This window comes from Kitasatospora sp. NPDC057198 (genome assembly GCF_042670125.1).
Classification (GTDB): Bacteria; Actinomycetota; Actinomycetes; order Streptomycetales; family Streptomycetaceae; genus Kitasatospora.
This window is the reverse complement of record NZ_JBHUWH010000019.1, coordinates 13,233-37,845: the sequence shown is the minus strand read 5'-3', so window position 1 is coordinate 37,845 and position 24,613 is coordinate 13,233. Positions and strand designations below refer to the sequence as shown.

23 protein-coding genes and 2 pseudogenes are annotated in these 24,613 nt (G+C 70.7%); 18 read left to right on the top strand and 7 right to left on the bottom strand.

Going from position 1 to position 24,613, the window contains the following annotated elements; translation table 11 throughout:
- Positions 1-423 (top strand): annotated as a pseudogene (locus ACFUEL_RS04325) (IS982 family transposase); the annotation flags it as partial.
- Positions 424-435: 12 nt separating this feature from the next.
- Here the strand turns inward: ACFUEL_RS04325 and ACFUEL_RS04320 are convergent.
- Both ACFUEL_RS04320 and ACFUEL_RS04315 read right to left on the bottom strand, forming a co-directional pair.
- A complete protein-coding gene (locus ACFUEL_RS04320) occupies positions 436-1,014 on the bottom strand; it encodes a hypothetical protein (RefSeq protein ID WP_380234445.1) in 579 nt (192 codons plus the stop codon).
- A gap of 18 nt (positions 1,015-1,032) precedes the next feature.
- Positions 1,033-1,548: an NUDIX domain-containing protein gene (locus tag ACFUEL_RS04315; protein ID WP_380234444.1), complete on the bottom strand. Its 516-nt coding sequence runs from the start codon at positions 1,546-1,548 to the stop codon at positions 1,033-1,035.
- Between the two features lie 311 nt (positions 1,549-1,859).
- Between ACFUEL_RS04315 and ACFUEL_RS04310 the strand changes: the two genes are divergently transcribed.
- Positions 1,860-3,239 carry a sporulation protein gene (locus tag ACFUEL_RS04310; RefSeq protein ID WP_380234443.1) on the top strand — a complete coding sequence of 460 codons (1,380 nt, stop codon included), beginning with the start codon at positions 1,860-1,862 and terminating at the stop codon, positions 3,237-3,239.
- A gap of 394 nt (positions 3,240-3,633) precedes the next feature.
- Here ACFUEL_RS04310 and ACFUEL_RS04305 read toward each other — a convergent pair whose 3' ends face one another.
- Complete coding sequence (locus ACFUEL_RS04305) at positions 3,634-4,719, bottom strand: hypothetical protein (RefSeq protein ID WP_380234442.1); 1,086 nt, start codon at positions 4,717-4,719, stop codon at positions 3,634-3,636.
- Positions 4,720-4,941: 222 nt separating this feature from the next.
- Complete coding sequence (locus ACFUEL_RS04300; RefSeq protein ID WP_380234441.1) at positions 4,942-5,745, bottom strand: hypothetical protein; 804 nt, start codon at positions 5,743-5,745, stop codon at positions 4,942-4,944.
- Positions 5,746-6,132: 387 nt separating this feature from the next.
- Here ACFUEL_RS04300 and ACFUEL_RS04295 point away from each other — a divergent pair, with 387 nt between their 5' ends.
- Positions 6,133-6,315: a hypothetical protein gene (locus ACFUEL_RS04295; protein ID WP_380234440.1), complete on the top strand. Its 183-nt coding sequence runs from the start codon at positions 6,133-6,135 to the stop codon at positions 6,313-6,315.
- A gap of 35 nt (positions 6,316-6,350) precedes the next feature.
- Here the strand turns inward: ACFUEL_RS04295 and ACFUEL_RS04290 are convergent, their stop codons facing one another.
- Positions 6,351-8,339, bottom strand: coding sequence for a tyrosine-type recombinase/integrase (locus ACFUEL_RS04290; RefSeq protein WP_380234439.1), 1,989 nt, complete (start codon positions 8,337-8,339; stop codon positions 6,351-6,353).
- A 472-nt stretch (positions 8,340-8,811) separates the two neighbouring features.
- Here ACFUEL_RS04290 and ACFUEL_RS04285 point away from each other — a divergent pair, with 472 nt between their 5' ends.
- The 13 genes and pseudogenes from ACFUEL_RS04285 to ACFUEL_RS04225 all read left to right on the top strand — a co-directional run bounded on the left by ACFUEL_RS04285 (position 8,812) and on the right by ACFUEL_RS04225 (position 20,344).
- Positions 8,812-9,033: a helix-turn-helix domain-containing protein gene (locus tag ACFUEL_RS04285; RefSeq protein WP_380234438.1), complete on the top strand. Its 222-nt coding sequence runs from the start codon at positions 8,812-8,814 to the stop codon at positions 9,031-9,033.
- Positions 9,034-9,098: 65 nt separating this feature from the next.
- A complete protein-coding gene (locus tag ACFUEL_RS04280) occupies positions 9,099-10,223 on the top strand; it encodes a hypothetical protein (RefSeq protein WP_380234437.1) in 1,125 nt (374 codons plus the stop codon).
- A complete protein-coding gene (locus ACFUEL_RS04275; RefSeq protein WP_380234436.1) occupies positions 10,220-10,498 on the top strand; it encodes a hypothetical protein in 279 nt (92 codons plus the stop codon). Before ACFUEL_RS04280 ends, ACFUEL_RS04275 begins: the two co-directional genes overlap by 4 nt.
- Before the next feature lie 48 nt (positions 10,499-10,546).
- On the top strand, positions 10,547-11,854 hold the full coding sequence (locus ACFUEL_RS04270; RefSeq protein ID WP_380234435.1) for an AAA family ATPase: 1,308 nt from the start codon (positions 10,547-10,549) through the stop codon (positions 11,852-11,854).
- Positions 11,855-11,964: 110 nt separating this feature from the next.
- Positions 11,965-12,186, top strand: coding sequence for a hypothetical protein (locus ACFUEL_RS04265; protein ID WP_380234433.1), 222 nt, complete (start codon positions 11,965-11,967; stop codon positions 12,184-12,186).
- A 209-nt stretch (positions 12,187-12,395) separates the two neighbouring features.
- Positions 12,396-14,105, top strand: coding sequence for a DEAD/DEAH box helicase family protein (locus tag ACFUEL_RS04260; protein ID WP_380234432.1), 1,710 nt, complete (start codon positions 12,396-12,398; stop codon positions 14,103-14,105).
- Positions 14,106-14,310: 205 nt separating this feature from the next.
- Positions 14,311-16,173: a helix-turn-helix domain-containing protein gene (locus ACFUEL_RS04255; RefSeq protein WP_380234431.1), complete on the top strand. Its 1,863-nt coding sequence runs from the start codon at positions 14,311-14,313 to the stop codon at positions 16,171-16,173.
- Positions 16,174-16,963: 790 nt separating this feature from the next.
- Positions 16,964-17,218 (top strand): hypothetical protein, encoded by a 255-nt coding sequence (locus tag ACFUEL_RS04250; RefSeq protein WP_380234430.1) that lies wholly within the window; start codon positions 16,964-16,966, stop codon positions 17,216-17,218.
- Between the two features lie 173 nt (positions 17,219-17,391).
- Complete coding sequence (locus ACFUEL_RS04245; protein WP_380234429.1) at positions 17,392-17,766, top strand: hypothetical protein; 375 nt, start codon at positions 17,392-17,394, stop codon at positions 17,764-17,766.
- A 26-nt stretch (positions 17,767-17,792) separates the two neighbouring features.
- A complete protein-coding gene (locus ACFUEL_RS04240) occupies positions 17,793-18,011 on the top strand; it encodes a hypothetical protein (RefSeq protein ID WP_380234428.1) in 219 nt (72 codons plus the stop codon).
- 7 nt (positions 18,012-18,018) lie between these two features.
- A pseudogene (locus tag ACFUEL_RS04235) lies at positions 18,019-19,071 on the top strand (phage portal protein); the annotation flags it as partial.
- A 136-nt stretch (positions 19,072-19,207) separates the two neighbouring features.
- A complete protein-coding gene (locus ACFUEL_RS04230) occupies positions 19,208-20,062 on the top strand; it encodes a phage minor head protein (protein ID WP_380234427.1) in 855 nt (284 codons plus the stop codon).
- A 42-nt stretch (positions 20,063-20,104) separates the two neighbouring features.
- Positions 20,105-20,344, top strand: coding sequence for a hypothetical protein (locus ACFUEL_RS04225; RefSeq protein WP_380234426.1), 240 nt, complete (start codon positions 20,105-20,107; stop codon positions 20,342-20,344).
- A 70-nt stretch (positions 20,345-20,414) separates the two neighbouring features.
- Here the strand turns inward: ACFUEL_RS04225 and ACFUEL_RS04220 are convergent, their stop codons facing one another.
- Complete coding sequence (locus tag ACFUEL_RS04220; protein WP_380234425.1) at positions 20,415-20,849, bottom strand: hypothetical protein; 435 nt, start codon at positions 20,847-20,849, stop codon at positions 20,415-20,417.
- A gap of 79 nt (positions 20,850-20,928) precedes the next feature.
- Positions 20,929-22,080, bottom strand: coding sequence for a DUF6615 family protein (locus tag ACFUEL_RS04215; protein ID WP_380234424.1), 1,152 nt, complete (start codon positions 22,078-22,080; stop codon positions 20,929-20,931).
- A gap of 110 nt (positions 22,081-22,190) precedes the next feature.
- Here ACFUEL_RS04215 and ACFUEL_RS04210 point away from each other — a divergent pair, with 110 nt between their 5' ends.
- Positions 22,191-23,213 (top strand): hypothetical protein, encoded by a 1,023-nt coding sequence (locus ACFUEL_RS04210; RefSeq protein WP_380234423.1) that lies wholly within the window; start codon positions 22,191-22,193, stop codon positions 23,211-23,213.
- Complete coding sequence (locus tag ACFUEL_RS04205; RefSeq protein WP_380234422.1) at positions 23,210-24,304, top strand: hypothetical protein; 1,095 nt, start codon at positions 23,210-23,212, stop codon at positions 24,302-24,304. Before ACFUEL_RS04210 ends, ACFUEL_RS04205 begins: the two co-directional genes overlap by 4 nt.
- The last annotated feature ends 309 nt before the right edge of the window (positions 24,305-24,613 follow it).

Below are 24,613 nucleotides of genomic sequence, written 5' to 3'. Positions count from 1 at the left end.
CCCGTCACCTGGGCCCTGGCCAGTCCCAAGGTCGACGAGCGCGAGGTCCTGGCCGCCCTCATCGAGACCGAACCGGAGCTGGCCCGCGAGCGGCCGGGTCTGCTGATCCTCGCCGACAAGGGTTACGTCTCCGCCGAACTCGACCGTTTCCTCGACCAGCACGGCATCACGCTGCTGCGGCCCTCCTACCGCAACCGGACCCCACGCCCCGGGGAAGGGCTGCTGAAGTCGGTCCGGCAGCTGATCGAGTCCGTCAACGACACCCTCAAGGGCCAACTCGGCCTCGAACAGCACGGCGGCCGCACCATCGAGGGCCTCGGCGCCCGGGTCGGCCAGCGACTGCTCGCGATGACGTGCGCGATCTGGCACAACCGAACCACCGGCCGACCCGTCACCCGCTCCCTGATCGCCTACGACCACTGACCGACTTCGGAACTACTCGTCTAGGTCCTCGGCGTAGGCCGGGTTGCCGCGCTGCTGCTTGACGCGCATCCCGCCCGCCAAGACGTCCCAGGGCAGGTTGCGCACCGCCCGCGGCAGGGTGTGCTCGTCGGTGACGAACAGGACGTCCAGCGACCGGAATCCGGCCGGGGTGGCGTGCCCGGCGCGCTCGTCCTGCGGGTGCTCGTCCCACTCCTGGAGGGAGAACCGCAGGTCGCCCTTCGCCCACACCCCCTCCTTGGGGCGCCAGTTGCCTTCCGTCAGCCAGCCGTCGATGTTCGTACGCCACTGGGCGATCTCCTGTGCGGGCGCGGTGAACGACACCGCGAGGTACAGGTTCGACATCACCAGGCGCGGCACCGGGAAGGTGTGGTCGAGGTCGTACTCGTAGCGGTAGTGCACCACCCGGCGGCGGCCCTCGCTGTCCTCGCTCCACCCGGACTGCTGCGCGTTGCGCGGGTCCTGGGTGCGCCGCCAGATGCCCTCCTCGACGTTGCGGCGCCGCTCGTGGCCGTCTCCGGCGAAGTGCTCCTTCCACAGGGCGACCTGGTTGCCCGTCAGCTGCTCGATCACGGGAAGGGGAAGAACATGTCAGCCTCCGTCTCGCGCCATCAGGGCGGCGGGGTAGTCGGGGTAGGTGGTGGGGATACCGAGCAGCAGTTCCCGGAAACGGCCGCCAGCTAGCGCGCGGACGCACCCCTCGATCCGCAGCCGCTCGTGGTTGACGGCCAGCGCGCACGCCTCCTCGGGGCTCACCCAGCGCAGCTCCGCGTAGCCGCCTGCGGGCGTGGTGGGCGTCCCGGGCTCCACGGCGACGTGGTAAACCCAGTTGGTGCCCTCCGGGGCCCGCTCGGTGCCGGGCGCGTCGTCGGCGGCCAGCAGCCGGCCCGGGGTGACGCGCCAGCCGAGCTTGTCGTGCAGGGCCAGCGTCAGCGCGTCGCGGGCGGTGGTGTTCGCCGCCGCGCTGCCACCGGGCAGGCCCCACTCGGAGATCGGGCCCCAGTACGTCCGGCGGATCACTACGATCAGGCCGTCGCACGTGGCCAGTGCGAGACTGGCCTTGCGGCGCGGCGGTGGGTCCTTGAAGAGGTCGGGGGGACTGCTCACGGCTCACCTCGTTCGGGGACGGCAGGCGTTGCCCGCAGGGACGATCGGGAAACGGCTTGGCCGCGTGGCGACGTGACACCACGACGGCGGAGAACGGCACCGGCAGATCCCTGACCGGGGCCGATGCGGTGTAGAGCCAAGGGAACACCCGTACGGTGCGTGCGGGCAGGGCTCACACGGGGGGCTCACGACCACAAAACCTGCCCATGGCACGGGCGTTCGCACTAGGCTCGACGGCCCCGGGTGAGACGGCGGCTCTCCGTGCCGCCCCGGGCTGCCTTGCAATCCCAGCGGATTCCAGAGGATCGCCCATGGCGCAGCGCCGTACCCACCAGCCCAACCAGCAGCTCGCCCAGCTCATCGAGGTGGCCGGTTGCAGCCGCGCCGCGCTCGCCCTGCGCGTCAACCGGCTGGCCGCCTCCGCCGGCCTCTCCCGCTCCTACACCCACACCTCCATCCAGAACTGGACCGAGCGCGGCATGCGCCCCGACAAGGAGGTGCTGCCCCTGCTGGCCGCCGCGCTGGGGGAGCGTCTGGGCCGCCCGGTGTCACTCGAAGAGATGGGGTTCGGCGCTTCGCCAGCGCCCGCCCCCGTCGAGGGCTTGAATTTCCCCAAGGGCCCTCACGAGGCGCTGCACCTCTCGGCCGAGTACTGGAGCACCGTGGACCGCCGTCAGTTCACCGCCGCCGCCCCGTTCGCCCTGGCGGCGTACGGGGCCCCCGTCACCCGCTGGCTCACCAAGCCCGCCGATCCGCCGCTCGCCCGCAGCGACGGTGCCCGCCGGGTCGGCACCGCCGACCTTGCCGAACTCCACCAGGCCGCCGACGAAGCCCGCCGCTGGGACTCCAAGTACGGCGGTGGCAACTGGCGGGCCAGCATGGTCACCGACTGCCTCGCCCAGCGCGCCGCCCCCCTCCTGCAGGGCCAGTTCACCGAGGCGATCGGCAGCCAACTGTTCGCCGCCACCGCCGAACTCGCCCGCATCGCGGCCTGGGCCGACGTCGACATGGGCCGCCACGCCAGTGCCCAACAGCACTTCGTCCAGGCCCTGCGCCTGGCCCGTGCCAGCGGCGACCCCGCCATCGGCTCCTACGTGCTGGCCACCATGAGCCTGCACACCTTCTTGTGCGGCTACACGACCGAGGCCGCCGACATGGCCGAAGGCGCATTCGAGCGCGCCGGACGGGCACCCGCCCGCGTCCTGGCGTTCGCCAAGCTCGCCGAGGCCCGCGCCCACGGCCGCGCCGGCAACACCCGGGACGCGGAGGCCGCCCTCGCCCGCTGCGAACAACTGGTCGAAGCCGCCGACCAGGACCCCGACGATCCTGACTGGCTCGCCTACCTCACCCACGCCCGCGTCGCCGCCGACGCCGCCGAGATCTACCGCGACCTCGGCCAGCCCGAATGCACCCTCGCCTGGGAGCGCCAGGCCACAGCCATGCCCGCCGACGCCTTCACCCGCGCCGTCGGCATCCGCCACACCATCATCGCCACCGCCCACCTCCAGCAGCACGACCTCGAACCCGGCCTCGCCGCCGGCGAACAGGCCCTGACGATCCTCACCAACCTCCACTCCACCCGCAGCCTTGCCTACCTGCGCGCCCTCACCGACGCCCTCGCCCCGGTACGCAGCAAGCCGCAGGTCGCCGACTTCCTCCACCGTGCAGACCGGGTGCTCACGACCCCCTGAGGACCCCGGCGCACCACCAGGGCGGGCACCGGCGAGGGAACCCCTCGGGCATGTCGCCAGTGCCCGCACGCCCCTCCCCATGCCCGCCGAACGGGTGATCAAATGCCGACCCCCGGTTATCCACAGGCTGCGGTCGGCGTACCCCGAAGCACCTGCTGATCGGGCACAGTCCTGCCACCGGCCGCGGTCAGCGGCTCTCCGAGAGGCAGGCGAAGATGGGCAGTGCGAGCACCCGGGCGGCACGGCGGACAGGACGACCCCGCGTCCGCCGTCCGGCACACCGGCGGCCAGCAGCACTCCCTTCAGCAACCCGACCGTCGGGTGCTGTCCGGATCGCCGCCCGCCTCCTGGGGGAGCTGCTGGCCGGCTTCCTCGGCGCCTGACCTTGGCCCGGTTAGGGGTCCTCTCGCTCGTCGGCCTCGGCCGTCTCGCCTGCTACCCGCTCCGGCGGAAGTGCGAACAGGTCGGTCAGGAACGGCGGTGTGATCTGCCGCAGCACCTCAAGCTCGGCAGGGCCGATCCCGGCGAGCGTCCGGTTGAGGCCGTCGGAGATCCCGATCAGCATCAGCGCCGTTTCTGCCTGCTGGGTGGGACTCGGCTCCGGCTCCGAGAGCCCCCTGATCAGGCACATCCGGCCGAAGCCGAAGACCTGCCCCAAGGCCCACTCGATGGAGCCCTCTCCCAGCTGCCCGGCAGCGAGCTCCTGCTCGACCCGGGCGCACAAGTTCCGGGCCCAGAGCGCCATCGCGCCTGCCGTGTCCCAGCCGAGACGCAAACGCTCCAGCGGGGACTCGCGGGCGATGGTCACGATCCAGTTCAACGCGGACTCGGCGGGCAGGCCCGGTAGCCGGTGCGCGGGGCCGCTGCGGAACGCGGCATCGATGTCGGCTGGATCGTTCTCCATCAGGTGCGCGCCCCACTGCGGCACCCCGCGGCCGGCCTGAGACCGGGCCATCCTGGCGATCGCGTCCGGGCCGACCTCGCCGACGCCGCCCACCACGGCCTCCACCGCGTAGAAGAGTTGGCCCATGCTGTCCAGCGGCTCGGAGTCTGTGCGGCCCGGGTCCATCTCTTCGGCGGTACGCCACCCTTCGGCAAGCGTCGGGTGCTGTCGCAGTTGCTTGTCGATCGAGCGGATCCGCCGACTCACCCCGCCGCGCCGACCAGTGCCCTCCTGGACGATCGCGTCGGCACGGTCGCCCACCCAGTCCTGGAGGTTCCCGTCCTCGGGCGCGGGCCCGAGCCGTTCGGTGACCTTCGCCGCGAACCGGATGACGGGCCGGGCGAACGCCTCGCGCACCGTCGGCTCCGGAACCGGCAGGCCGTCCTCGAACGCACGAAGCGCGAGATTGAGCGGATCGACGCCAGGGCGGCTGTGCTGCCCGAGCCAGACCACCAGATCGGCCAGCCCGTCGTCGGAAGTCGAGGAGCTGCCGCCGACGGGCCGCCCGGGGAAGACCCGCGGGTTCGGTGGCAGCACTGGGTGAGGGCGGGCCCGCCAGCGTTCGAGCTGCCGGGCGGAGACGTCCACTTTGCGGTCGGCCGCGAGACGGATCAGCCGCTGGTCAGCCCCGCTGGGCTGGGTCCTTACCATTGGTACTGCACACCTATTTTCAAAAATTATCCACCAAAGGAGACGGGCATCGCATACCGAAATTCCCCTTCGGTGCAAATGTGGTAGAAGATTTGTAGGCGCTTAGCGCTATCCCTTTTTCCATAGGGTTGCCGAGAATTCGATTCGATTGGGCGGCGAAGCATAACTTTTGCTATCCCCACCCTGTAGCTTGGTGATTTTTGCTTCTGCTACACTGCCCTGGTCGGTGATCAGGCAGATGGTGCTCCCTACCTTCACCTTCCATTCCGCCATTTCCGCTTCCTTGAAGCCTCCCGACCTGGCTAGCTCGCGACAGTCATCTACCGACTTGATTTCTGCGTCGCTGTCGGCGATCCCAGCGTACTTCGACTCAGTGAATAGGTATCCCCATACGGGATTTCGATATGCGATTTCAATGGGTGATAGCTTATTGCTCTCTTTCGCTTTAGTCTCCAGTTCGTTCATTTCTGATTCGGTGTAAGTGAGCGACTCTCGCGCATCCAGGTCGAGCGTAGAGGTGTCCAGGTTGCTCGGTACCTGCAGGCCGAGCGTTTTGTTCTCGTAGGCCAGTGTGTAGGTGGCCGATGCAGATGCTTGGACTGAGGGTGTCGCCTGGACTACGGGTTCGGGGGAGTTTTTCCCGCCGGGCTGCGGAGGGGGGAGTGTTTGACTCGGTTGAGGGGCGGCGGAAGAAGTGGAGGAAGATTCTTTTTTATCCTCGGATCCAAAAGTTTTCAGGCCGCCCCAAAGTGCGCCAAGGGCCAAAACGCATCCAGTGATTCCTGTAATTACCTTTTGGGTGTTGTCGAGTCGGTCTAGGAATTTCTTGGGGCGTGCGGGCTCTGCTGGAGAGTTTTCTGCGGCCCCGGGGTTCCCGCCAGGGGTGGTGCGCTCATCGCCGGGTGCTGTCACGGCCGATCCTCCGCTCGATGACACGTGGGGGCGCCAATCCTAGAGCATGTACGCCAACGAGGCTTGCCCGGCAGCAGAGTTGATACATCGTCACAGTCTTGTCCCAGGAGTGGGTGTTGGGATGGTAGGACTGGGGCGGTCCAACTGCTGAGACGGGTTTCCGTGACGTACTGCACCTGATTGCTGTCAGGTCGCCTGGAGGAAACGGTGGCCACGCTGCCCAAGCAGGGCAATTCCCTGCGAGCGATGGATGGAACGATCTTCTGAACTGCCTCAACCGTAGAACCCCCCGAGGTCACGTCGATTCCAGGTGGTGCGCCCTTGGTGTGCTGAGTACGGCGGTGCCGAAGGCCCGACCGTCGCTACCTCAGACCCCAGGAGACCTTGATGAGCAACAAGTTGACCTCTACCTCGCCCGTGACCGCCAGCACGGCAGCCGTGCCCGCCAAGCGGTTCGCCCGCCGGCGGCCGCGGGCGCGCAGACTTGCGATGGAAGCGGCAGGCGGTGCGGTCCGATTCCTCGGCAGCACCGCCTGCAGCTGGATTGTCTGGTGGCTGCAGCACCGGTGACCGGTGCCGGGGCCGTAGCGCGGCCCCGGCACCCACTACGCCGCTGCTCGGCCTTCATCCTCGGCGCTGCGCTCGGCCGACGGGCGGAGCTGGACGGCCCGTTCCAGCGCCTCCCGGAACGCCCCCTGCACCGCCACCTCGTCCGTCCCACGGGCCGCGACTTCCACGATGCCGCGCAGACCGTGCCGCAGCTCCACCGATCCGACGGCAGCCTGGTCGGTGTACTGCTCGGACTCGAACTCGAACGTCTGCTGCTGGCGGAGCGGCAGTTCGTAGAGGGTCGCGCCGGTGCGGCGGTCGAGGCCGGCCGCGAGGGAGTAGACCTCGCCGTGTCGGGGCTGCCGGTCCCACAACCGTCCCCGGCCGGACCAGCGGGTACGCCGCTTCGGCATCTCGACGGCTGCCTCGACCAGCCCGGAGTCCTCGCGCGAGACGGCGTCGTTCCACAGGTCGACGAGGGCCTGCGCGTCCTCGGTGGAGGTCAGGGCGACTTCGATCCCGCCGAGGGTGAGCAAGTAGACCAGCGGTGCGCTGCTGGCGGCGCGGGACTTCATCGGCACCAGGGCGGCGGCCTTCTCCGCGCTCTCCCGGTCGAGGGAGGGCAGCACCGAGGTGTAGGTGTCGGCGGTCAGCACGATCGTGGAGTGCCCGAGCACCTCTTGCACGACCTTGAGGTCCGCTCCCGCGCCCAGCAGCAGGGTTGCCGCGAGGTGGCGCAGGTCGTGCAGGCGGACCGGCGGCAGGCCGAGCTTGGCGCACAGCAGATCGAAGCGGTCGGTGAGGTAGTCCGGGTTGATCTCGGTGCCCTCCTCGCGGACGAACACCTTCGTGGTCACCGGCCAGGGCTCTCCGGTCTCGGCGGCCTCCCGCCGGGCCTCGGACATGCGGTTGCGGTGGTCGCGCAGCTCTTGGAGGGTGTGGCTGTCGAGCGCGATCGTCCGCTCGGAGTCCCCCTTCGGCTTCTTCTCCAGGGGCTTGCCCTTCACCGTGACGACCTGCCAGTCGACGGTGATGACCGCGGTCTCCAGGCTGGCCTTCGGCCACTCGAAGCCCGCGCCTTCGCCCCGGCGCAGCCCCCGGAAGATCGCCAGGTGCCAGAACGCGCGCAGCCAGTCCTTGTCGACGCCATCGAGGAATCGGCCGGCCTGCTCGGGCGTCCACACCATCACCTTCGACGGCTTCTCGCCGGTGCGCTCCCACTCCGCGATCCGCTCCGGAGTCCACAACCGCGCCTTCGGCCGTTTGCTCGTCGGCAGCTCCACCAGGCTCGCCCAGTTCCGGCTGATCTTGCCGGACTTGACCGCTGTGGTCAGCGCGGAGCGCAGCGTCGCCCGGATGCGGTGCATCGTCGCCGGTTCGACGATCCGCATCTGCCGGTGAGGCTGCCGCTTCGGGATCTCCGGCTCCGGGACCGGCGGCGGCGGGGCGTTGCGCTTTGGCCGACCGGGCTTGCGGCCGTAGAGCCTCTTCCACTCGGCGTGCTCGGCGCGGGCCTGGGCGATCAGCGCCAGCTCGTACGCGATGACGACGTTACGGGCCTGGATCGCGTCGAACATGTCGGCGATCGGCTCGGCAGTCAGGTCCTCCAACTTGATGCGGCCGAGCGCGGGGATCAGGTAGATCCGTATGTGGCTCTCGTAGGAGCTGACGGTGGTCGGCTCCAGCGTCTTGCGCCGCTCCAGCCAGTTCGTCAGGTACTCGCCGACGGTGGTCCGGTGGTCGATCACCTCCTTGCGGTCGACCTTCCCGATCACCTTCCTCAGAGCCTCTTGGGCCTTCTCCTGGTCCTCGAACCCGCCCTTGCGCTCCCGGTTGCGGGTGCCGTCCGGATTCGGATCGAGCTCAAGGAAGTACCACCAACTTCCGTGCGCTTTCTTTCCCTTGAGCTTCGGGCAGCGCGAGCCGAGTTCACGCTTTTTCGGCTTGCCGTACGCATTCAGGACGGGCTGGCCGTCCTGGTCGAGCACGGGTTCCCGGCAGGTGCACCGGCGGTAGACCCGTCCAGCTCCAGTGCTGTTGCTCATCGGCAGACCACCTGTCGGGGTAGCAGGGCGTACGTGTTCATGGTTGCCAATCGATGTCCAGGCCCGTAGGTCGGGCGACGGTCAGGGCACGCCCACAGTCACCAAATCCGTGCCGGCCAGGGCACAGATGGCTTTGGTGGTGGGGGAGTTGGCGTGACCGTACGGTCCTCGTTGGGCTTGGGTCGCGCCGAGCGTGGACGGGCCCGGTGTCGCCCGTCGCTGGTGCGGACGGGGGAGGACGGAGATGGAGCCAACACCTCGACCCGCAGGGGAAGTTCGCTGCGCTGGGGCCTCGGGCTCCGGTCGGTACCCAGGTCGCTCAAGAATGCCATTTCCGGCATGCATTACCTATGAGCTGCACGAATGTGGCCCCCGCTGTACCAACGGGGCCGGGTGGAGAGCCCGTCGGGACGGTGCGGGCCGGGGGTGGACGGCGGGACGGTAACCCGCACTGCGGGCCAAGGTTCGGGGCATGGAGACCACGACCGCCGCACCGGCCCTTCCCGATCCGCAGGTCCGTCCGACGATGACTGTGCCCGAGGCCGGCCGACTGTTCGGCCTTGAGCGCGCGGCAAGCTACAACGCGGCCCGCCGCGGGGAGATCCCGACGATCACGGTCGGCCGCCGCCTGCTGGTGCCCACCGCCAAGCTGCGCGCCCTGCTCGGCCTCGACGCCACCGACACGGCCGCCTGACCGCCCCGTCCCCGAACGCCGCGCCGGACCGCGACCCCGGCGCCCCACCTTGGTAGGAGAGCGGCATGACCTGGTTCGCCGTCGGCGACACCACCGACGACCACCCGAAGATCCTCGCCGCCGGGAACGCCGCCGTCGGGCTGTGGGTGCGCTGCGGTGCCTACGCGAGCGCCCACCTCACCGACGGGCTGATCCCGGCAGCGCTCGCCGCGAAGAACGGCACCGCCACCCAGATCGCCAAGCTCCTTGCCGCGGGCCTGTGGCACGAGACCGGCCACCACTGCGGCACCTGCCCGCAGCCAGGCGAGGGCGAGTACGTGATGCACGGCTACCTCGAGGCCAACCCGAGCCGCCGCCAGGTGGAGGAGCGACGGCGGCGCGCAGCGGCGAAGAAGCGCCGTCAGCGCGGCGACGAGCCCGATTCCGAACCCGATCCGGCCTCGGACCCGGACCCCGCTGACGGCGAACACCCAGGCCAGGAAGGCGAGTCCCCGGGGGACAGGCAGGATCCTCGCGTGCGCCCGGCCCCTGCCCTCCCCTCCCGCAGGGAGGGGGCTGGTGTGGGTGGTGAAGGTGAAGGTAGGTGGGGGGCGGCACGCCGCCATCCCCTGCCCGACAACTTCGCCCCGGACGCGGCAGGGCTGGCGTGGGCGGCGGCCGAGGGCCACGCCGACCGCCTCGGCGGACCCGACGGGCTGGCGGTGGTGACCGCGGCGTTCGCGGACTGGCACCGGGGCCGGGCGACGCTCGGCGCCAACTGGCAGGCCCTGTGGCGCAAGTGGGTGCGGGAGCAGCGCGAGTGCCCCGGCGCGACCCGGCCCTCCCCAGCGCGCAGCGAGCGTCGTGGACCCGGCCGCCGGGGCGCGAGCGACGCCGCCGGGGTCAGCGTCGCCGAGCGCTTCGCCGCGATCGAGGACGAGATCGCGCAGGACCAGGAGCCCATGCCGGAGGCGAGGCCGCTGACGCTCGTCCCGGCCCGGCCCGGAGGCCGCGCACCGCGCACCGCGGCGATGCCCGGCCGGCACCCCCTGATGGCCGCCCTGCCGGGCGGGCGCGACCGCCAGCCCGACCCGGTGGACGTGCTGACGGTGATCGCCGACCACGGCCAGGCCCTTGCCGTCGCCCAGTTCGGCTGGCGGGTGGTCGCTGCGCTGCTCGCCGCCGACGGCCCGCGGGCAGGTGAAGGATGAGCGTCCTGCCGCAGCAGGGCCTGCCGCAGTGTCGGCGCTGCGGGACCCCGGTGCACTGGACCATCACCGTCTCCGGGGCGCGGCTGGCCGTCGACGCGAACCCCTGCGCGATGGGCAGCACCGCGGTCTACCGGGACGGCGTGGGCACCATTCGCTCCCGGCGGCCGACGGCGGAGCTGCCACTGCTGCCGTATGAGCGGCTGCACCTGCCGCATGTGGCCACGTGCACTGCCGAGGCCGTGCGGCACAACCCTGGCCGCCGTCGGGCGTCTTGACAGTGTGCGGCCCGAGAATGCCGCAGGTCGCGGTGCGGCCGGGGAGAAGTGGACGACGAGGAAGGGCGCGTGGTGCAGGAGTACGGGGCGGTGCTGTCGGCGCTGCGCGGCTGGGGCAACGTCCGGCCGACCGAGGGAGGGTGGCTCGCCCGCTGCCCGGTGCACGACGACCGGCAGGGCTCCCTCCTGGTGCTCGCCGCCGGAGACGGCCGCGTGGAGCTGGATTGCCTCGGCGGCGACTGCGACCCGCAGGACGTGGCGGCGGCCCTGCGGCTGGGTCCGGAGAACGTCGTCGTCGCGCCGCCGGCGTGCGAGGACGGGCCGGGCTGGATCTGGCCCGGGTACGTGCCCGCGGCCGGGGTGACCGTGATCGACGGGGAGGACGGCACCAGCGCCCTGGTGGTCGCCCTCGACGTGGCCGCGCGGATCGCGCAGGGCGGCACCCTCCCCGACGGCCAGCAGCACCGGCAGGCCCGCAGCGTCCTGGCGCTCGCTTCGCCGCAGAACGCCCAGCGGATGACGCAGCTGCTGGCGGTCTCCGGCCCGGGCGCCGACCGGATCGAGGTCGCCGAGGTACTGGGCGGGCGCGGCGGACAGCGAGGGCTGCGCCTGCCTGCCGACGCCGACCGCCTCGAACAGCTCCTGCGCGAGCGCGGCCCGGACCTGGTGGTGCTGGACCTGCTGTCGCTGTGCCCCTACCGGATGCCAGTCGGCCAGGCGCTGCGCTCGCTGGCGGACGTGGCGGCCCGCCTCGGCACGGCCGTCCTGGCGGTGCGGGAGGCCTCGAAGCGAGCGGGCTGGATGGCCGCCTACCGCGCGCAGGAGGCCGCCCAGCCCTCGATGGCGGCCGCGGTCCACCTGGTCGTCGCCGGAGCCGGCGGCGCGCTGGCGCTGGTGCCGGTGCACACCAGCCACTGGACGGTGATGGGCGGCCTGCAGTTCCAGGCACCGGGCCACCGGCCAGTGGTGTGGAACAGCCGGTTCCCGCACGGGAGCGGCCAGGCCCTCGCCTGGGCGGACGTGCGCCGGCGGCGTCCGGCGAGCACGAATGCCCGGGATCTACTGTGCAGCTTGCTGGCGGCCGGTCCGGTGCCCACCCGGGAGGTCCTGGCGGCGGCGGTCGCGGCCGGCCTCGCGCCGCGTACGGTGCAGCGTGCCCGGCAGCAGCTCGGCGTGGTGGCGTCGAAGACCGCCCGGGGGTGGGTGCTGTCCCTGCCGGACCGGGGCCCCTCCGGGGGAGGGGCCCCGGTGGGTGGGGGCAGTGAGTCGGCTGCGGGCTGCGGGGGCCGCTCGGGGCCGGGTTCGGCTCGGGCAGCAGGGTCACGGTGGCGGAGGGGCTGGGTGCGGGGGCGGTGACGGTCGGGGCGGTGACGACCTCGGTCGTCGTGGCGGTCACCGTCACCGAGACCGTGACGGTGACGGCCGGGGCGGGTTCCAGGGTCGGGATCGAGGCGGGCTGAACGGTCGTGGTGGGCACCGGGGTCACGGTGGCCGCCGCCGGGGCCGGGACGACCGGGGCGGTGGAGAGGGTGGCGGGGGCCAGGGCGGTGTCGGCGACGGCCGGGGCGGGCAGCGCCGGGGTGTTCAGGGGTGCGGTCGCCGGGGCGGCCGGGGCGGTCGCCGAGCGGGTGCTGACGATCATGCCGCTCGTGAAGGCGGTGGTCAGGGCGAAGGCGACAGCGGCGTGACGGGCGGTCACCCGGTTGGTCAGGGCCATCGTTGAGGTCTCCTCGGGTAGGGCCGGGGGTTCGCGGTCCCCGGCTGGCGGTACCAGCCTCGCAGGGAAATAGACCTAGGTGTAGAAAATAGGCCAAGATAAATAAATCTTCGACGCGACACCGCGCAGGAGCCGGGGCACCCTGACCCACCGAGCGACACCGACACCCCGGGGAGAAGCGTGAACAGGCCACTGCCCGCGGTCGCCGCCCGCCGCCCGGGCAAGCTCGGCCGCCGCCTCTACGCCGAACTCGCCGACACCACCCCCGCCGTCCGCCGCCGCTTCTACGCCACCCTCGACACCACCGACTGGGCGGAAGTCCTCGCCGCCGCCACCACCGAGGCCGGCACCCCCTACGCCCTGTGGGCCGACGACCCGGTCGGCTTCGTAGAAGACGTCCTCGGCGAGAGCCAGTGGAGCCGCCAACGCGACATCCTCGAAGCCCTCGTCGACAACCGCCGCGTCGCCGTCCCCTCCTGCTTCGGCTCCGGCAAGACCCACATCGCCGCGCGGGTCGCCGTCTGGTCCTCCGTCGTCCACCCGCCCGGCACCGCGCTGACCGTCACCGCCGCCACCCGCGCCCGCCAGGTCCAGCGGCAGATGTGGCCCCACATCCGCCAGGTCGTCGCCCGCGCATGCCTGCCCGGCGAAGTCGGCGTCATCCAGTGGAAGATGCCCGACCACCACGGCTCGGACGTCGTGGTCGCCTACGGCTTCTCCGCCCCCGACCACGACGAGGCGGCCGTCCAGGGCATCCACGCCCCGCGGCTGATGTTCATCGTGGACGAGGCCGGCGGCATCGGCCGGATCATCGGCGCCGCGATGCGCGGCGTCCTCACCGGCGAACACACCCGCGCCCTGCTGATCGGCAACCCCCCGACCGACGACGAGGGAAGCTGGTTCGAGCAGACCTGCAACGACCCCGCCGTCCTCGTCCTGCCGATCAGCGTCTACGACACCCCGCTGCTGTCCGGCGAGCGCACCCGCCGCTGCCGGGCCTGCCCAGCCCAGGCCCCCGCGCACCTGCTCGCCACCCACCTCGTAGACCGCCAGTGGGTGGACGACACGATCCGCGACCACGGCGAGGACGCCCCGTTCGTCCAGGCCAAGGTCCACGCCCGCTTCCCGCGCGGCGGGCAGGCCCGCGCCATCCCCGCCTCCTGGGTCGAACGCGCCACCGACAGCCCCGAATCGGACGGCCCCGACTACACCCCCCTCAACACCCTCGGCCTGGACGGCGAGACCAGCCCCAACCGCGTCAAGCGAGGAGCCTGGATCAGGCTCGGCGTCGACGTTGCGGCAGACGGCGGCGACGAGTTCGTGATCGCCCGCTCCGTCGGAGACCTCGTGGAACTGCGCCACAGCACCGCCGGCCAGGAGAACGCGGACCCGGTTGTCGTTGCCGGAGTCGTCCTGCGCGAGATCACCGCCGCCCAACGCCTGGCCGCCGCGCTCGGCAGCACGGCACCGATCCGGGTCAAGATCGACGGCGTTGGCCTCGGCTGGGGAGTGGCCGGCCTGCTGGAGGCATGGCGGCGCGAGGGACTCCACTCCGCCGAGATCGTCGCGGTGCTCGCCAGCGAGGGGACGGGCCGGGACGACAAGGCCGCGACGCTGCGCCCGGGAACCAAGCGCGACGAGATGTGGCTGGCGATGCGGTCCCTGCTCTCCCCCAATGCGCAGGGTGCGCTGCGGCTGCGCGGCGACCGCCGTACCCAGGCCCAGATGTCGGCGCCGAAACTTGAAACCAACTCGGCCGGTCGGACCGTCATCGAGTCCAAGAAGTCCCTTCGGCGACGAGGCGTGAGCTCGCCGGACCGGGCAGAGGCCATCCTGCTCGCTCTCTACGAGCCCCACGTCTCGCGACGGCGCGTGCGCGTAATTTCCTGACGGTTCATCGGCAAATTCCGGCATTAGGGATCATGCGGATTGATGGGTAATCAACCGTCAAAATATTGATGTTGACAGGTGAGTTAGGGCGCGGATTGGATTCGCTCCCTGGGTGCGACCATCCGAGCCCTGCGGGGGGACGTTCGGACTACAGGAATGTCCGGGCTCTGCCAACACGCGCGCTGATTCAGCAATAGGGGGGCAGATGCCATCGCTTGCGCGTCTTACCAGGCTGCCGGAAATCGGCCTGGTCAAATTTCCCGACACCTCCCCAAATTGCCTCTCTCGAAGGATCGACGCGGTCTGGCCCCTGCGCCCCGGAGACCGCACCCCCGGACGCGAGGGCCTGACCCAGAGCCTCGCCGTCGCCGACCTGCAGGAGTGGACCGACACGCCCCTCGACCAGCTCGCCCGCCGAGCCGCTGCTGTCGGCGTGGCGGCGCTGGCCGTCGCCACCGACAACGGCGACGTGCCCCCTGCCCTCGTCGCCGAGCTCAAGGCCCTACGGGTGCCGCTGCTGACCGTTCCCGCCGCAACCTCGTGGGCCGACGTCGCGGAAGCAGTCAGGCGCGAGCGAGCGGAGGGGCAGCGCCTGGCCGTCGGATGGCGGGACTGGCTCGCCAGCCAGCTACGCCAGGCAGAAGACGGCCGACAGATCGCCCGCATCGTGCGCTGGCTGGCCATCCAGGCCGGCATCCGCGTCGCCCTGATCGGCAACGATTCCTCCCTGCTGGCCGCTGCCCCGCAGCTCGCTGCCCGCACCCTGCCCGCGCTGGCCGACACGATCCAGCAGATCGCCTCCGGAGCCCTCGAATCGGCGGCCTTCGAGGAGAACGGCACCCGAAAGCGCCTGCTTGCCGTCGGCAGCGGGCAGCCGCGGGCCGTCCTCGTCCTCGCCAGGGACTCCCCGTTCGACCGGACCGTCAACCAGGTCATCAACCGGACCGTCGACCTGCTCGCCCTGCACCTCCTGGTCGAGGACGTCAAGGCCCGCCAGCACAGCCAGCACGCCGCAGGCGCGGCGCTGCGCGCGGCCATCCTGCAGCTGCTCATGTCCGGCGAGGCGGACACTGCCGGGAAGGTCGCGGCCAGCCTCCACCCGGCAGGCCAGTTCCAGCACCCCGTTGCCCGCCTCTACGTCCTGGAGGGGCGGCCCGACGACCGTGACGACCTTCTGGAGGAGTGCCAGCGCCGGGTCGGAGCCCTCGCACTTGTCAATCCGTGCACAGATTTCGCCGAGCACGTTCTCGTGGTCGCGCCACAGCCGTGCGCCGCCCACGACGAGGACGGCGGGGTCGCCGACGCCCTGCACGCCCTGGTCGCCGAGCAGCCCCGCCGCTACCTCGGCAAGAGCGACATCCGGCCGATCGCCGAGACAGACCAGATGTACCGGCACGCTCTCCGCGCGCTCACCAGCGCCCGGCTGGACCGCAGCCGTATCGCGGTCTACGACCAGCGCGGGCGGCTGCCCGAGCTGCTCAACCACCTCCAGCCGGGATGGTCTCGTGTGGTGCTCGGCCCACTCTTGGCGGAGCCGGCCCCCGAGCGGGACCTGCTGCTCCAGGCCCTCAACCTCGCCCTGCACACCTCGGTGCGGGAGGCAGCCGAGCTGATCGGCGCCCACCGCAACACGATCGCCAGCCGAGTCAGGGCGGCCGCCCCCATCCTCGGCCTCGACCTCGACAGCATCCGCCACCGCGCCGTAGCCGCTGTAGCCCTTGAAGCGTTCGGGCTGGAGGGCCCACACGAAGGGCTGCCGCCGGTGGAGGAGGTGGACGACCTTGGGCACTACCTGGCGGGCCCAGAGGCCCAGGCGTGGCTGAACGACCTCCTGAGCCCCCTGCCCGCGGATTTGGCCGAATCGGTGAAGGAATGGGTGCTCGCCGACGGCGACACCGCGAGGATGGCTGCCGCGCTCGGCGTCCACCAGCAGACCGCCCGCAAGCGGCTGAGGGCGGCGACCGTCCACCTGCAGCGGGACCTGCTTGGCCATGCCGCCGACGTCTACGACGTGGTACTGGCGGTGGCGATCCAGTTCGACCTGCCGATTCCACTTCGTCGCGGCTGAGCGCCAACCCTTGGCGGGCTTCGGGGAATCGCCCGTCTGCTCACCGGCGGAGTTGCAGACAGTAAGACGCGAGCCCGAGTGCGCGGTAACTTCCAGTGAAGTACGCGTCTCGGGCTCTCGTGCGGTTCTCTGGAAACCGTCCTTCCATCGGACGGCGCGAACCGGTCAAAGCTGCTCATTCATGAATAGTATCGGGTGATTTGTGGTTGCTGGTGCATCATCAGAGCGTCTCTCTGGGTGAGTATCGAGGTTGACCCTGGTCACTCTGGGTTGCTGCAGTCCGTGAACGCCATGAACCTGGACGGGCCGAGGTCGCGCACTGTTAGTACTCGATGTGCAGTGGTGATACGACCCCTGTGCATTGAGCAGATTCCGATCGCGGCGGCTGCCATCTACGGTCGATCTTGGGGGGATTCCCCGGCATGTAGTGCCAGGAATGGAGGGGGAGTTGAAGACTTTTGCCGTGCTCGGATCAAGCCAGCGCGGATTGCGAATCGCCCGGCGAATCGCCGCGACGCGCCGCCCAGTTCACACCTGGGGCATCAACGGAGGGGAGATCACCGGGATATCACGATGACCGACGCCGCGAGAAGCGGCAGTCGGCGCCAGCGTCCTGCTGACCCTCGTCGAGGACCCCGACGAACTCCACGAAGCGCTCACCAACCCGGCCACCGGCACGCTCAACAGCCTCCGTGCCGGAACCCATTGGTTTCACCTCTCGTACACGTCGGTCAGCGAGGACACCAGCGCCCTTGCCCGCGAGCACGGAGTCATCTGCCACCACACCCCGGTGCACGACTCCGCCGGCACCACGGTCGTCATCGGCCCCGCCGCAGGCGACCTCCACGCCCGGGCCGTCTGCGACGCGCTCCTCGGAGTGATCGGCCCCGTCGCCAACACCGGCACGGAAGTAGCCCACCTCAGCGCCAGCGCGCTGCCCCCGCAAGTCAACGACGCGCGGATCCTCCCCGGCATAGACGAACGCCAGTGGGACCTGGAGGCCGCCGTCCTCGCCCTGGGCAGACCCGCTGCACCCTCCTGCTGAGAACACCCGCCCCTTCGAGCACCACCCGAGGGCCACACGCGAGGCGAGCACCCCGCGTCCCGGTCGAGACCCGCACCACACCGCCGGGTCCACACCACAGAAACAGAAAGACGATCTACCGCTGCTTGCCACCGGCGCACCGACAGCGCGCCCGTCGGCGAGGGGAGTGCAGCATGACTACGACGAACCCGACGACCGACAACACCCCCAACCCCGACACCGTCCACGAGTGGGTGATCGCCGCCTACGTCCCCGTGGACACCCAGGGGGCCGCCTACGCCCGCCGCCGCGGGGTCTACCGCGTCCCGGCCGCCACCAAGATCCAGAGCGCGGACGTCATGTGCATCCGCTGCCGCCGCCCCTACGACGAGGTCAGCGAGCAGCCCTGCGCCGGCACCGACCCGATGCTCCACGGCGGCCCGATCGGCACCCGCAAGCGCCGTCCCACAGCCGAGCACCCCCACCAGGCCGCAGCAGCGGACAACTTCCGCAAGCCAGACCCGCGTGACCCGAACAACCGGATGCGCCAGCAGCCGCCGGGACGCTAACCCGCGTTCTGCCTAGCCTGCCTGCCGTGACCACACCCAGCAGGAACCAGGCCCACCTGACCGGCGACGTCGCGTACCCGAACCAGCAGCGGGTGCGCGACGTTGCCGCGCTCGTGCTGCTCGCCCTCGGCACCCTCGGCCTCAACGCCGCCGCCTACGCCACCGACGTACGCCTCGGCATCGCCTGCACCAGCCTGTCGGCGCTCGGCAGTGCCGCCGCCCTCGGCCAGACCGACGAGGAGTAGGAGCCCCATGCCCCGCCGCTGGTTCCCCACCCTGCGCCGCCCCGTCCCGACCGTGAAGTCTCTCGCGGACTTCTCCCCGGGCTGGACGCCCGCGGGCGTCGACCGGGCCCGCCCCTGGTCCGTCGACCGGGCCGTGCGCGACGGCATGGAGCGGGCGGTGTGGATCTACAAGGCCGTCGACACGATCTCCAACCACGCCGCCGACCGGCCGCTGCGGGTCCGGCCGCGCGGCGGCACCTCCGACGAGCCGCTGCCGCCCCACGACGCCCACCCGCTCTACCGGGCGATGAACGTCCGGGCCAACCCCGCCGAGGGTGCCTGGACGCTCAAGAAGCGCGTCAGCATGCAACTGCTGCTCTCCAAGCGCGGCGTCTTCCTGGAGCCCACCTTCAGCCGCGGGGGCGACCTGCTGTGCATCGACCTGCTGCCGCCCGGCCGCACCCGCCCGGTGCCGTCCACCGGCAACGACCTGATCTCCCACTTCGAGACCGTCACCGTCACCGGCGAACTGCGCAACCTCGACGTCGAGAAGGTCCGGTGGATTCGCAACCCCCACCCGCTCGACCCGTACAGCGGCATCACCCCACTGGAGGCCGCCGGCCTCAGCGCCGACCTCGACTTCTACACCCGCCACTACAACCTGAGCTTCGTCAACAACGACGCCCGGCCCGGCGGCGTCATCGGCATCGACGGCGACATGGACGACGCCGAACTGCGCTTGCTCCGCTCGAAGTTCGCCACAGGGCCCTCCGCGGCCGGGGGCTGGACGGTCCTCAGCGGCGGCGCCGTCACCGTCACCGACACCTCTCTCTCGCCCCGGGACATGGCGTACGAGACCGTCGCCGCCACCTCCAAGGTCGAACTTCTCGCGGCGTTCGGCGTCCCGGAATCCCAGCTCGGCAACGCCTCCGGCCGCACCTTCGACAACGCCCGCGCCGAGAAGACGACGTTCTGGGAGATCACGATGCCGCCGCACCTGCGGCTGATCGCCGACGCCTTCCAGGACGACGCCGGAGAGGATAACGAGGTCTACTTCGACACCTCCGACATCGATGTGCTGCGCGAGCCCCGCAGCAAGCGCCTGACCGAAGCCCGCGAAGAAGTCGCCGCCGGCGTCCGCTCGATCCGCTCCTACGCCGAACTCGCCGGATACGCCGACGAGATCGAGGACACCCCCCCAGACCCGGGCCCTGTGGGTGCCCGCCGGGCGCACCGCACTCCCCGCCAGCGCCGCCGACGCCCCCGCCCTCGAAGCGGCACCGCCGAAGGCCGCCAAGGCACTCGGGCCCGGCACCGACCTGCCGCTCGACGCCGCCGCCGCCGACGCCCTGCGCGCCCGCCTGGACGACACCCTCCAAGCCCTCGCCACCCGCTGGACCGAGCGGACCGTCGCCCGGCTCAACTCCCCACAGCACCGCAAGGGCACCCGCCACTGGGACGACCGCGGGCACACCGACCCGCGCGCCGGTGCCAAGCAGCTACCCGCCGAGCAGATCGTCGACGCCGCCACCTGGCAGCAGGAAGCCGCCCAAGCCCTCCAGCCGCTCATCGAACAGGCCGCCGACGCAGCCGCCGACGACCTGCACACCACCATCGGCACCACCAGCACCCCGGTCGCCGTCTGGCCCCTACTCGCCCCGCTGCTCGCCGACTCGCTCGCCCACCAGGCCCACGCCCTCGCCGAACAGATCACCGAAGCCGACCGCGACGACAAGGCCCTGCCCGGCATCACCGACACCGCCCGCAGCTGGGGCCGCTCCCTCGCCACCTGGGCCAGCACCGCCGCCGGCCGCCTCGCCACCGCCACCGTCGAAAGCGCCCGCGACCAAGCCGCCACCGCCAGCGCCCGAGTTGGCCTCGTCCGCAGGTGGGTCGCCCACGACGACGGCCACACCCGGCCCGACCACGACGCCGCCGACGGCCAGACCCAGCCCGTCGGCCAGCCCTTCACCGTCGGAGACGACCTGCTGCGCCACCCCGGAGACCCGACTGCCCCGCCCGGACAGACCGTCAACTGCCGCTGCTGCCTCGCCTGGCACCTCGAACGCTGACTCCCTCCGGACCGCCCGCCGCAGCTCGTGTGAGGATGCAGCATGACCACCGGAACACCCCCGACCGACCGGCAGCACCTGAACGAGGACTGGCTGCGCACCCGCCGCTGGGACGTCCGCTACCCCAACGGCGAGCCGGTCGACACGCTCGACGGCCTGGCCCAGGTGCTCGGCATCGCCCGACAGGAAGCCGCCCGCCGCGTCCTCGGCCAGCCCTTCGGTAAGGCCGCGCCCCAGCAGCTCCGCGACGAAGCCGAGCAGCAGATTGGTAACAGGGCCTGAACACCTACGAGAGATCAGTGAAGATCGAGCGCACCGCATTGGCCATCTGATCCAACGGCCCGCCAGGTACTCAGGCCGCAGCTTCGTCGGGGCCCTCGTCCTCCGAGCCCAGGAACAACCACCGGCGGACCACGGTGTAGCCGGGCGGGAGTCCGTTGCCCGTCAGCTCCCTGTATCTCGCCTTAGCTGCCTCGCTGGGGCTCTGACCAGGGGGGAGCCTGCGGAGGAATGGGTCGCGGTCAGGATCGAGGGCGGACTGACGAAAGGCACCCGTCGTGTCATGGTTCGGGACTGGTGCCTCGACGTTCTCAGCCTCGTACTTCTCGCCCTCGGGGCGCTGGGTAGCCAGAGCCGCGACCACGCCCACACCTACGGTCAGGGCGACGCCAAGTGCGATGCGAATCTTCGGCTTGTGCCGCTGGTACCAGTTCCTCACGGACTCGGAGAAAGAGGTGGACCCGCTGTCCTCGCGTGGTTCGCCGGGCGGCGTAGAGTCGTCGTTCACCCGCATAGATCTATCGAATCCACCCTGCCCCTGTCAGGTAATCACCTGACCCCGAAGCAGGAGTTCCGCGCGGAGCAGCTCAGGAAGACTTGCCCTGACCCTCGCCCAGATCCATGGCGACCACCCAACTGACCCGCTCGTCCGGCTGCTCGATCTCCCGGCCCGCGATCAGGTCCTTCACGTAGTCCGGCAAGCGGTGCCGCCGTGGAGCAGCAGCACCCCTGAACTCGTCCGACACCACCTCGGAGAACGGCCAATACCCAGAAGACAGCCCGTCATCGAACGGTACTTCAAGACCTCCCGTATCCAGCCCCGTGACGTGCAGCTCAGGGAAGGGCAGCGTCCTTACGCGCTCCTCGTAGGGGCGGTCGGGCATAGGCTTCCCTCCCGCCTTCACCCTGGACGCCTCGGCCTTGGCCTTCTCCTTCTTGGCAGCGGCAGCTTCGTCCGCCCATCGAACAGCGTCCGCGCCCTCCCGGTCCATCCGCTGGAACCTGAGCGTTGCAGCGTCCAGACCGTGGAGACTGTTCTCCGGTCCTTCGCAGAACAGCTTGTGCCACGGCACGCTCTGATCTCGTGCTCTGGCGTAGCCCTTGTAGCCGTGGTCGAGGCCAGCCTGAACGATCCGCGCAGACACGATCGTGCAGCCCAGATGGGCCTGCTGCCCAGACCCGTGCATGCAGCTCTTGACTGTGCCGGACCTCCTCCGAGGTACCCAGTTCCGGTGGTTGTACAGGACGTAGACCGGAATCATGCCGTCCTCGTCGGCTGTCTGGATCAGCGCGTCACACTGGCTGCGGCCCGTGGAGCCGGCTGGGGCGTCGAACTTGAACGCACCGCCGCGGCCAGCCCGCTTTGCCTGCACTCGCAACCCGATCCCGACATCCCCAGAGTGAAGCCACCACTGCCAGTCCGAGCCGTTCTGCGCCTCCTCCTTCGCAATGAAGCGGTGCGAGCTGAGCTGATCTTCGTGGAGGCGAATCAGATCGATCAGGTTCAGCCGCGTCAGATCGTCCTCGTGAGGCACCAGACGGCCCCCGTCGAAGTGGTCTTGGGCAAGGAGTTCGAACGTCCGCGCGGACAGGGCCCGGAATGTGTGGCACAACGACTGCCCCACCACACTGCCGGGTAGGTCCTCCACGGTGATGGCGGGGCTGAGCGGCCGGGAGCATCCCGGGCAGTAGTTGTACTCCGGACGAAGTTCCGACCCGCACGAACAGGGCATCGCCATGGCCCTCGCCTCTCAACCTCTGCGCTACTCAGACAACCGTAGTTGCCGAAGCTGACGCTAAGCACATCGAACGGGACGCTTGCCCCTCCACCGAGACCGGAGGGGAGCATGTGTTCGTCATCGCCAGGGTCGTCCGGCTGCGACTCCGCACCAAGAAGCAGCCCTTCCAGGAGCACCAGCACCCGCGCGACGGCCGCGGCCGGTTCGCCGAGGTGCCCGGGGCCGGACTCGATCCGCTGCTGGAGCGCATCCGGGCTGGGGCCGGCCAGTCGTCCCGAGCCCCGCGGGCCGAGCTGCGGTTCGACGAGGAGCAGCACGGCCTGGTGTTCCGGGACGGGCAGAGCGAGCGGGTCGCCCAGGCGTACAAGTCGAACGTGGTGGACGGGCTCACCGGCGATCTGCGACACCTGTCTGACGAGGCCCTGCTGACCGGGCCCGACCGGGCGGCCCTCGACCGGGTGAAGGCCGGCGAGCTGCACGCCTTCGAGGACCCGGCGACGGGCCTCGTCCACATGGCCGAACCGGGCAACTCGGCCGCCGAGCCCTCCTGGAAGCAGGTCGACGCCGACCGGGCGCGCAGTCTGCTGCGCAGGGACGCGGTCAACCGGGTCGTCGCCACGTGGGCGATGACGTCCAACGACGAGGACGCCCCGGCGCTGGCGCTCCAGGACGCGGCCCGCGACCACTTCGGTCTGCAGCCCGTCGCCGAGTGGCCGATGGTCGACCAGATCGCGCAGCAGACCGCCGAGCACCGCGCCGACTTCGGCGCCGGGCTGCAGGCGATGCTCGCCGCGATGTGGGATCGCACCCAGACGCACCTGGCCGAAGCCGAACTCGGCTACCTGACCGTGTGGCGGGGCATCGCCACCCCCGACGGCCGCCCGCCCGCCGACTGGGCCGCCGACGGCGACACCGTCGCCGACCCGCCGCTGCGCCCCCTGTCGGCGTTCTCCCTCGATCCGGACATCGCCTACGGCTTCGCCACCGCCGAGGGGCCCGGCATCGTGATCAGCGGGATCGTCCCCGCGGCCCGGGTGATCGCCGCCCCGGTCACCGGGCTCGGATGCCTGGACGAGTCGGAAGTCGTGATCCTCGCCGGGCCCGGGACCTGGCGCTGGGAGGCAGCGCAGTGACCGGCCAGCCCAGCCTGACCCCGGCCCGCGGTGCTCACCCCGGCCCACTGCCCCGGGATGCGGACGGAGCCGACCGGCAGCGCCTTCCGGCCGTGGTCCTGCGGCTGCGCCACAAGGCCGTGCCGTGGGACGAGCAACGGCACCCGCGCGACCACCAAGGCCGCTTCGCCGAGCACGCCGGAGCCGGCCACGTCGCCCTCCCCGGCACCCGCACGGAAGGGCAGCGCGTCAGCACGGCCGACCTCCTCGGCAGCAGGAACCGGTCCGCCGGAACGGTCAAGGCCGCCATGTGCGACTCGCTCGCGCAGGCGATGAACTCGGTGCTGGACGACCTGCTGTCGGAGCAGCAGCGCGACCGCCTCACCCGGGTCCGGGACGGCCACCTCGCCGCGTACCGCGCCGAGTCCGGCACCAGCGGGTACGCCGAGTACGTCGAACAAGCCGACCTCGACAGCGGCACCCGCCGCGACCCCTGGGGCTACCAGCGGATGAACGCCGAGGAGTACCAGCAGTTCGTCCGGGCCGAGGCCGTCTCCCGGCTCGCCAACGGCTGGGCCTCCACCGCCAACGACCACGACCCCAACGCCCTGGCCCTCCAGGAAGCCGCCCAGCGGACCTTCTACCTCGAAGACACCCTCGACTGGGACCACGGAGACGACGACCTGACCGCCGAGACCGACCGCATCACCTGCGAACACGGCCACGTCCTCGACGCCTTCCTCACCGCGATGTGGGAGAACACCCAGCAGCACTTCGCCACCATCGGCGTCACCCACGTCACCGTCCACCGCGGCTTCACCGGCGACTACGATGACTCGCACCTCCAAGACCTCGACGGCGACGGCAGCGTCACCGACCTGCCACTGCGCCCCCTGTCCTCCGCGACCACCGACGAGGACGTCGCCCACGACTTCGCCACCCAGGGCAGGCAGGTCAACGGCTACCTGATCAGCGGCGACATCCCCGTAACCCGCGTCCTTGCGGTACCCGGAACCGGCATCGGCTGCCTGGACGAAGCCGAGGTCGTCATCCTGGCCGGCCCCGGCGAGTGGTACGCCGAGGAGGTGTACGCCAGCGATGACGACGGTTAGTCCGATAGCCGATGGCAGACCGCCACCAGGGGTGGTGATGGTCCGACAGCAGTAGCCTGAGATACGGCGTAGGGGTCACAGTTTGCGAGCAGTCCGTTCGAATCCCCTTGTCGATGTTGTTCTTCGCAAGATCCCATTCGTGCGGCGGAGGCCAAAATGGGAACCTTTATGTGGATTGACAAGAATACCGGCTGGCAGGCCGTTGGAGATCTTCAAACGGATGGCGGTATGAGAAATGCAACCGTGGTTGACAATAACGGATTCGATAGAGTGCGCTATCAGACGTTCGCCTCCGAGGGGGACTTTCTT

Coding starts and splice junctions, on each gene's coding strand:
- ACFUEL_RS04310 (WP_380234443.1), top strand. CDS start 1,860: ATGGCGCAGCGCCGTACCCACCAGCCCAACCAGCAGCTCGCCCAGCTC.
- ACFUEL_RS04295 (WP_380234440.1), top strand. CDS start 6,133: ATGAGCAACAAGTTGACCTCTACCTCGCCCGTGACCGCCAGCACGGCA.
- ACFUEL_RS04290 (WP_380234439.1), bottom strand. CDS start 8,339: ATGAGCAACAGCACTGGAGCTGGACGGGTCTACCGCCGGTGCACCTGC.
- ACFUEL_RS04285 (WP_380234438.1), top strand. CDS start 8,812: ATGGAGACCACGACCGCCGCACCGGCCCTTCCCGATCCGCAGGTCCGT.
- ACFUEL_RS04280 (WP_380234437.1), top strand. CDS start 9,099: ATGACCTGGTTCGCCGTCGGCGACACCACCGACGACCACCCGAAGATC.
- ACFUEL_RS04275 (WP_380234436.1), top strand. CDS start 10,220: ATGAGCGTCCTGCCGCAGCAGGGCCTGCCGCAGTGTCGGCGCTGCGGG.
- ACFUEL_RS04255 (WP_380234431.1), top strand. CDS start 14,311: ATGCCATCGCTTGCGCGTCTTACCAGGCTGCCGGAAATCGGCCTGGTC.
- ACFUEL_RS04245 (WP_380234429.1), top strand. CDS start 17,392: ATGACTACGACGAACCCGACGACCGACAACACCCCCAACCCCGACACC.
- ACFUEL_RS04225 (WP_380234426.1), top strand. CDS start 20,105: ATGACCACCGGAACACCCCCGACCGACCGGCAGCACCTGAACGAGGAC.
- ACFUEL_RS04215 (WP_380234424.1), bottom strand. CDS start 22,080: ATGGCGATGCCCTGTTCGTGCGGGTCGGAACTTCGTCCGGAGTACAAC.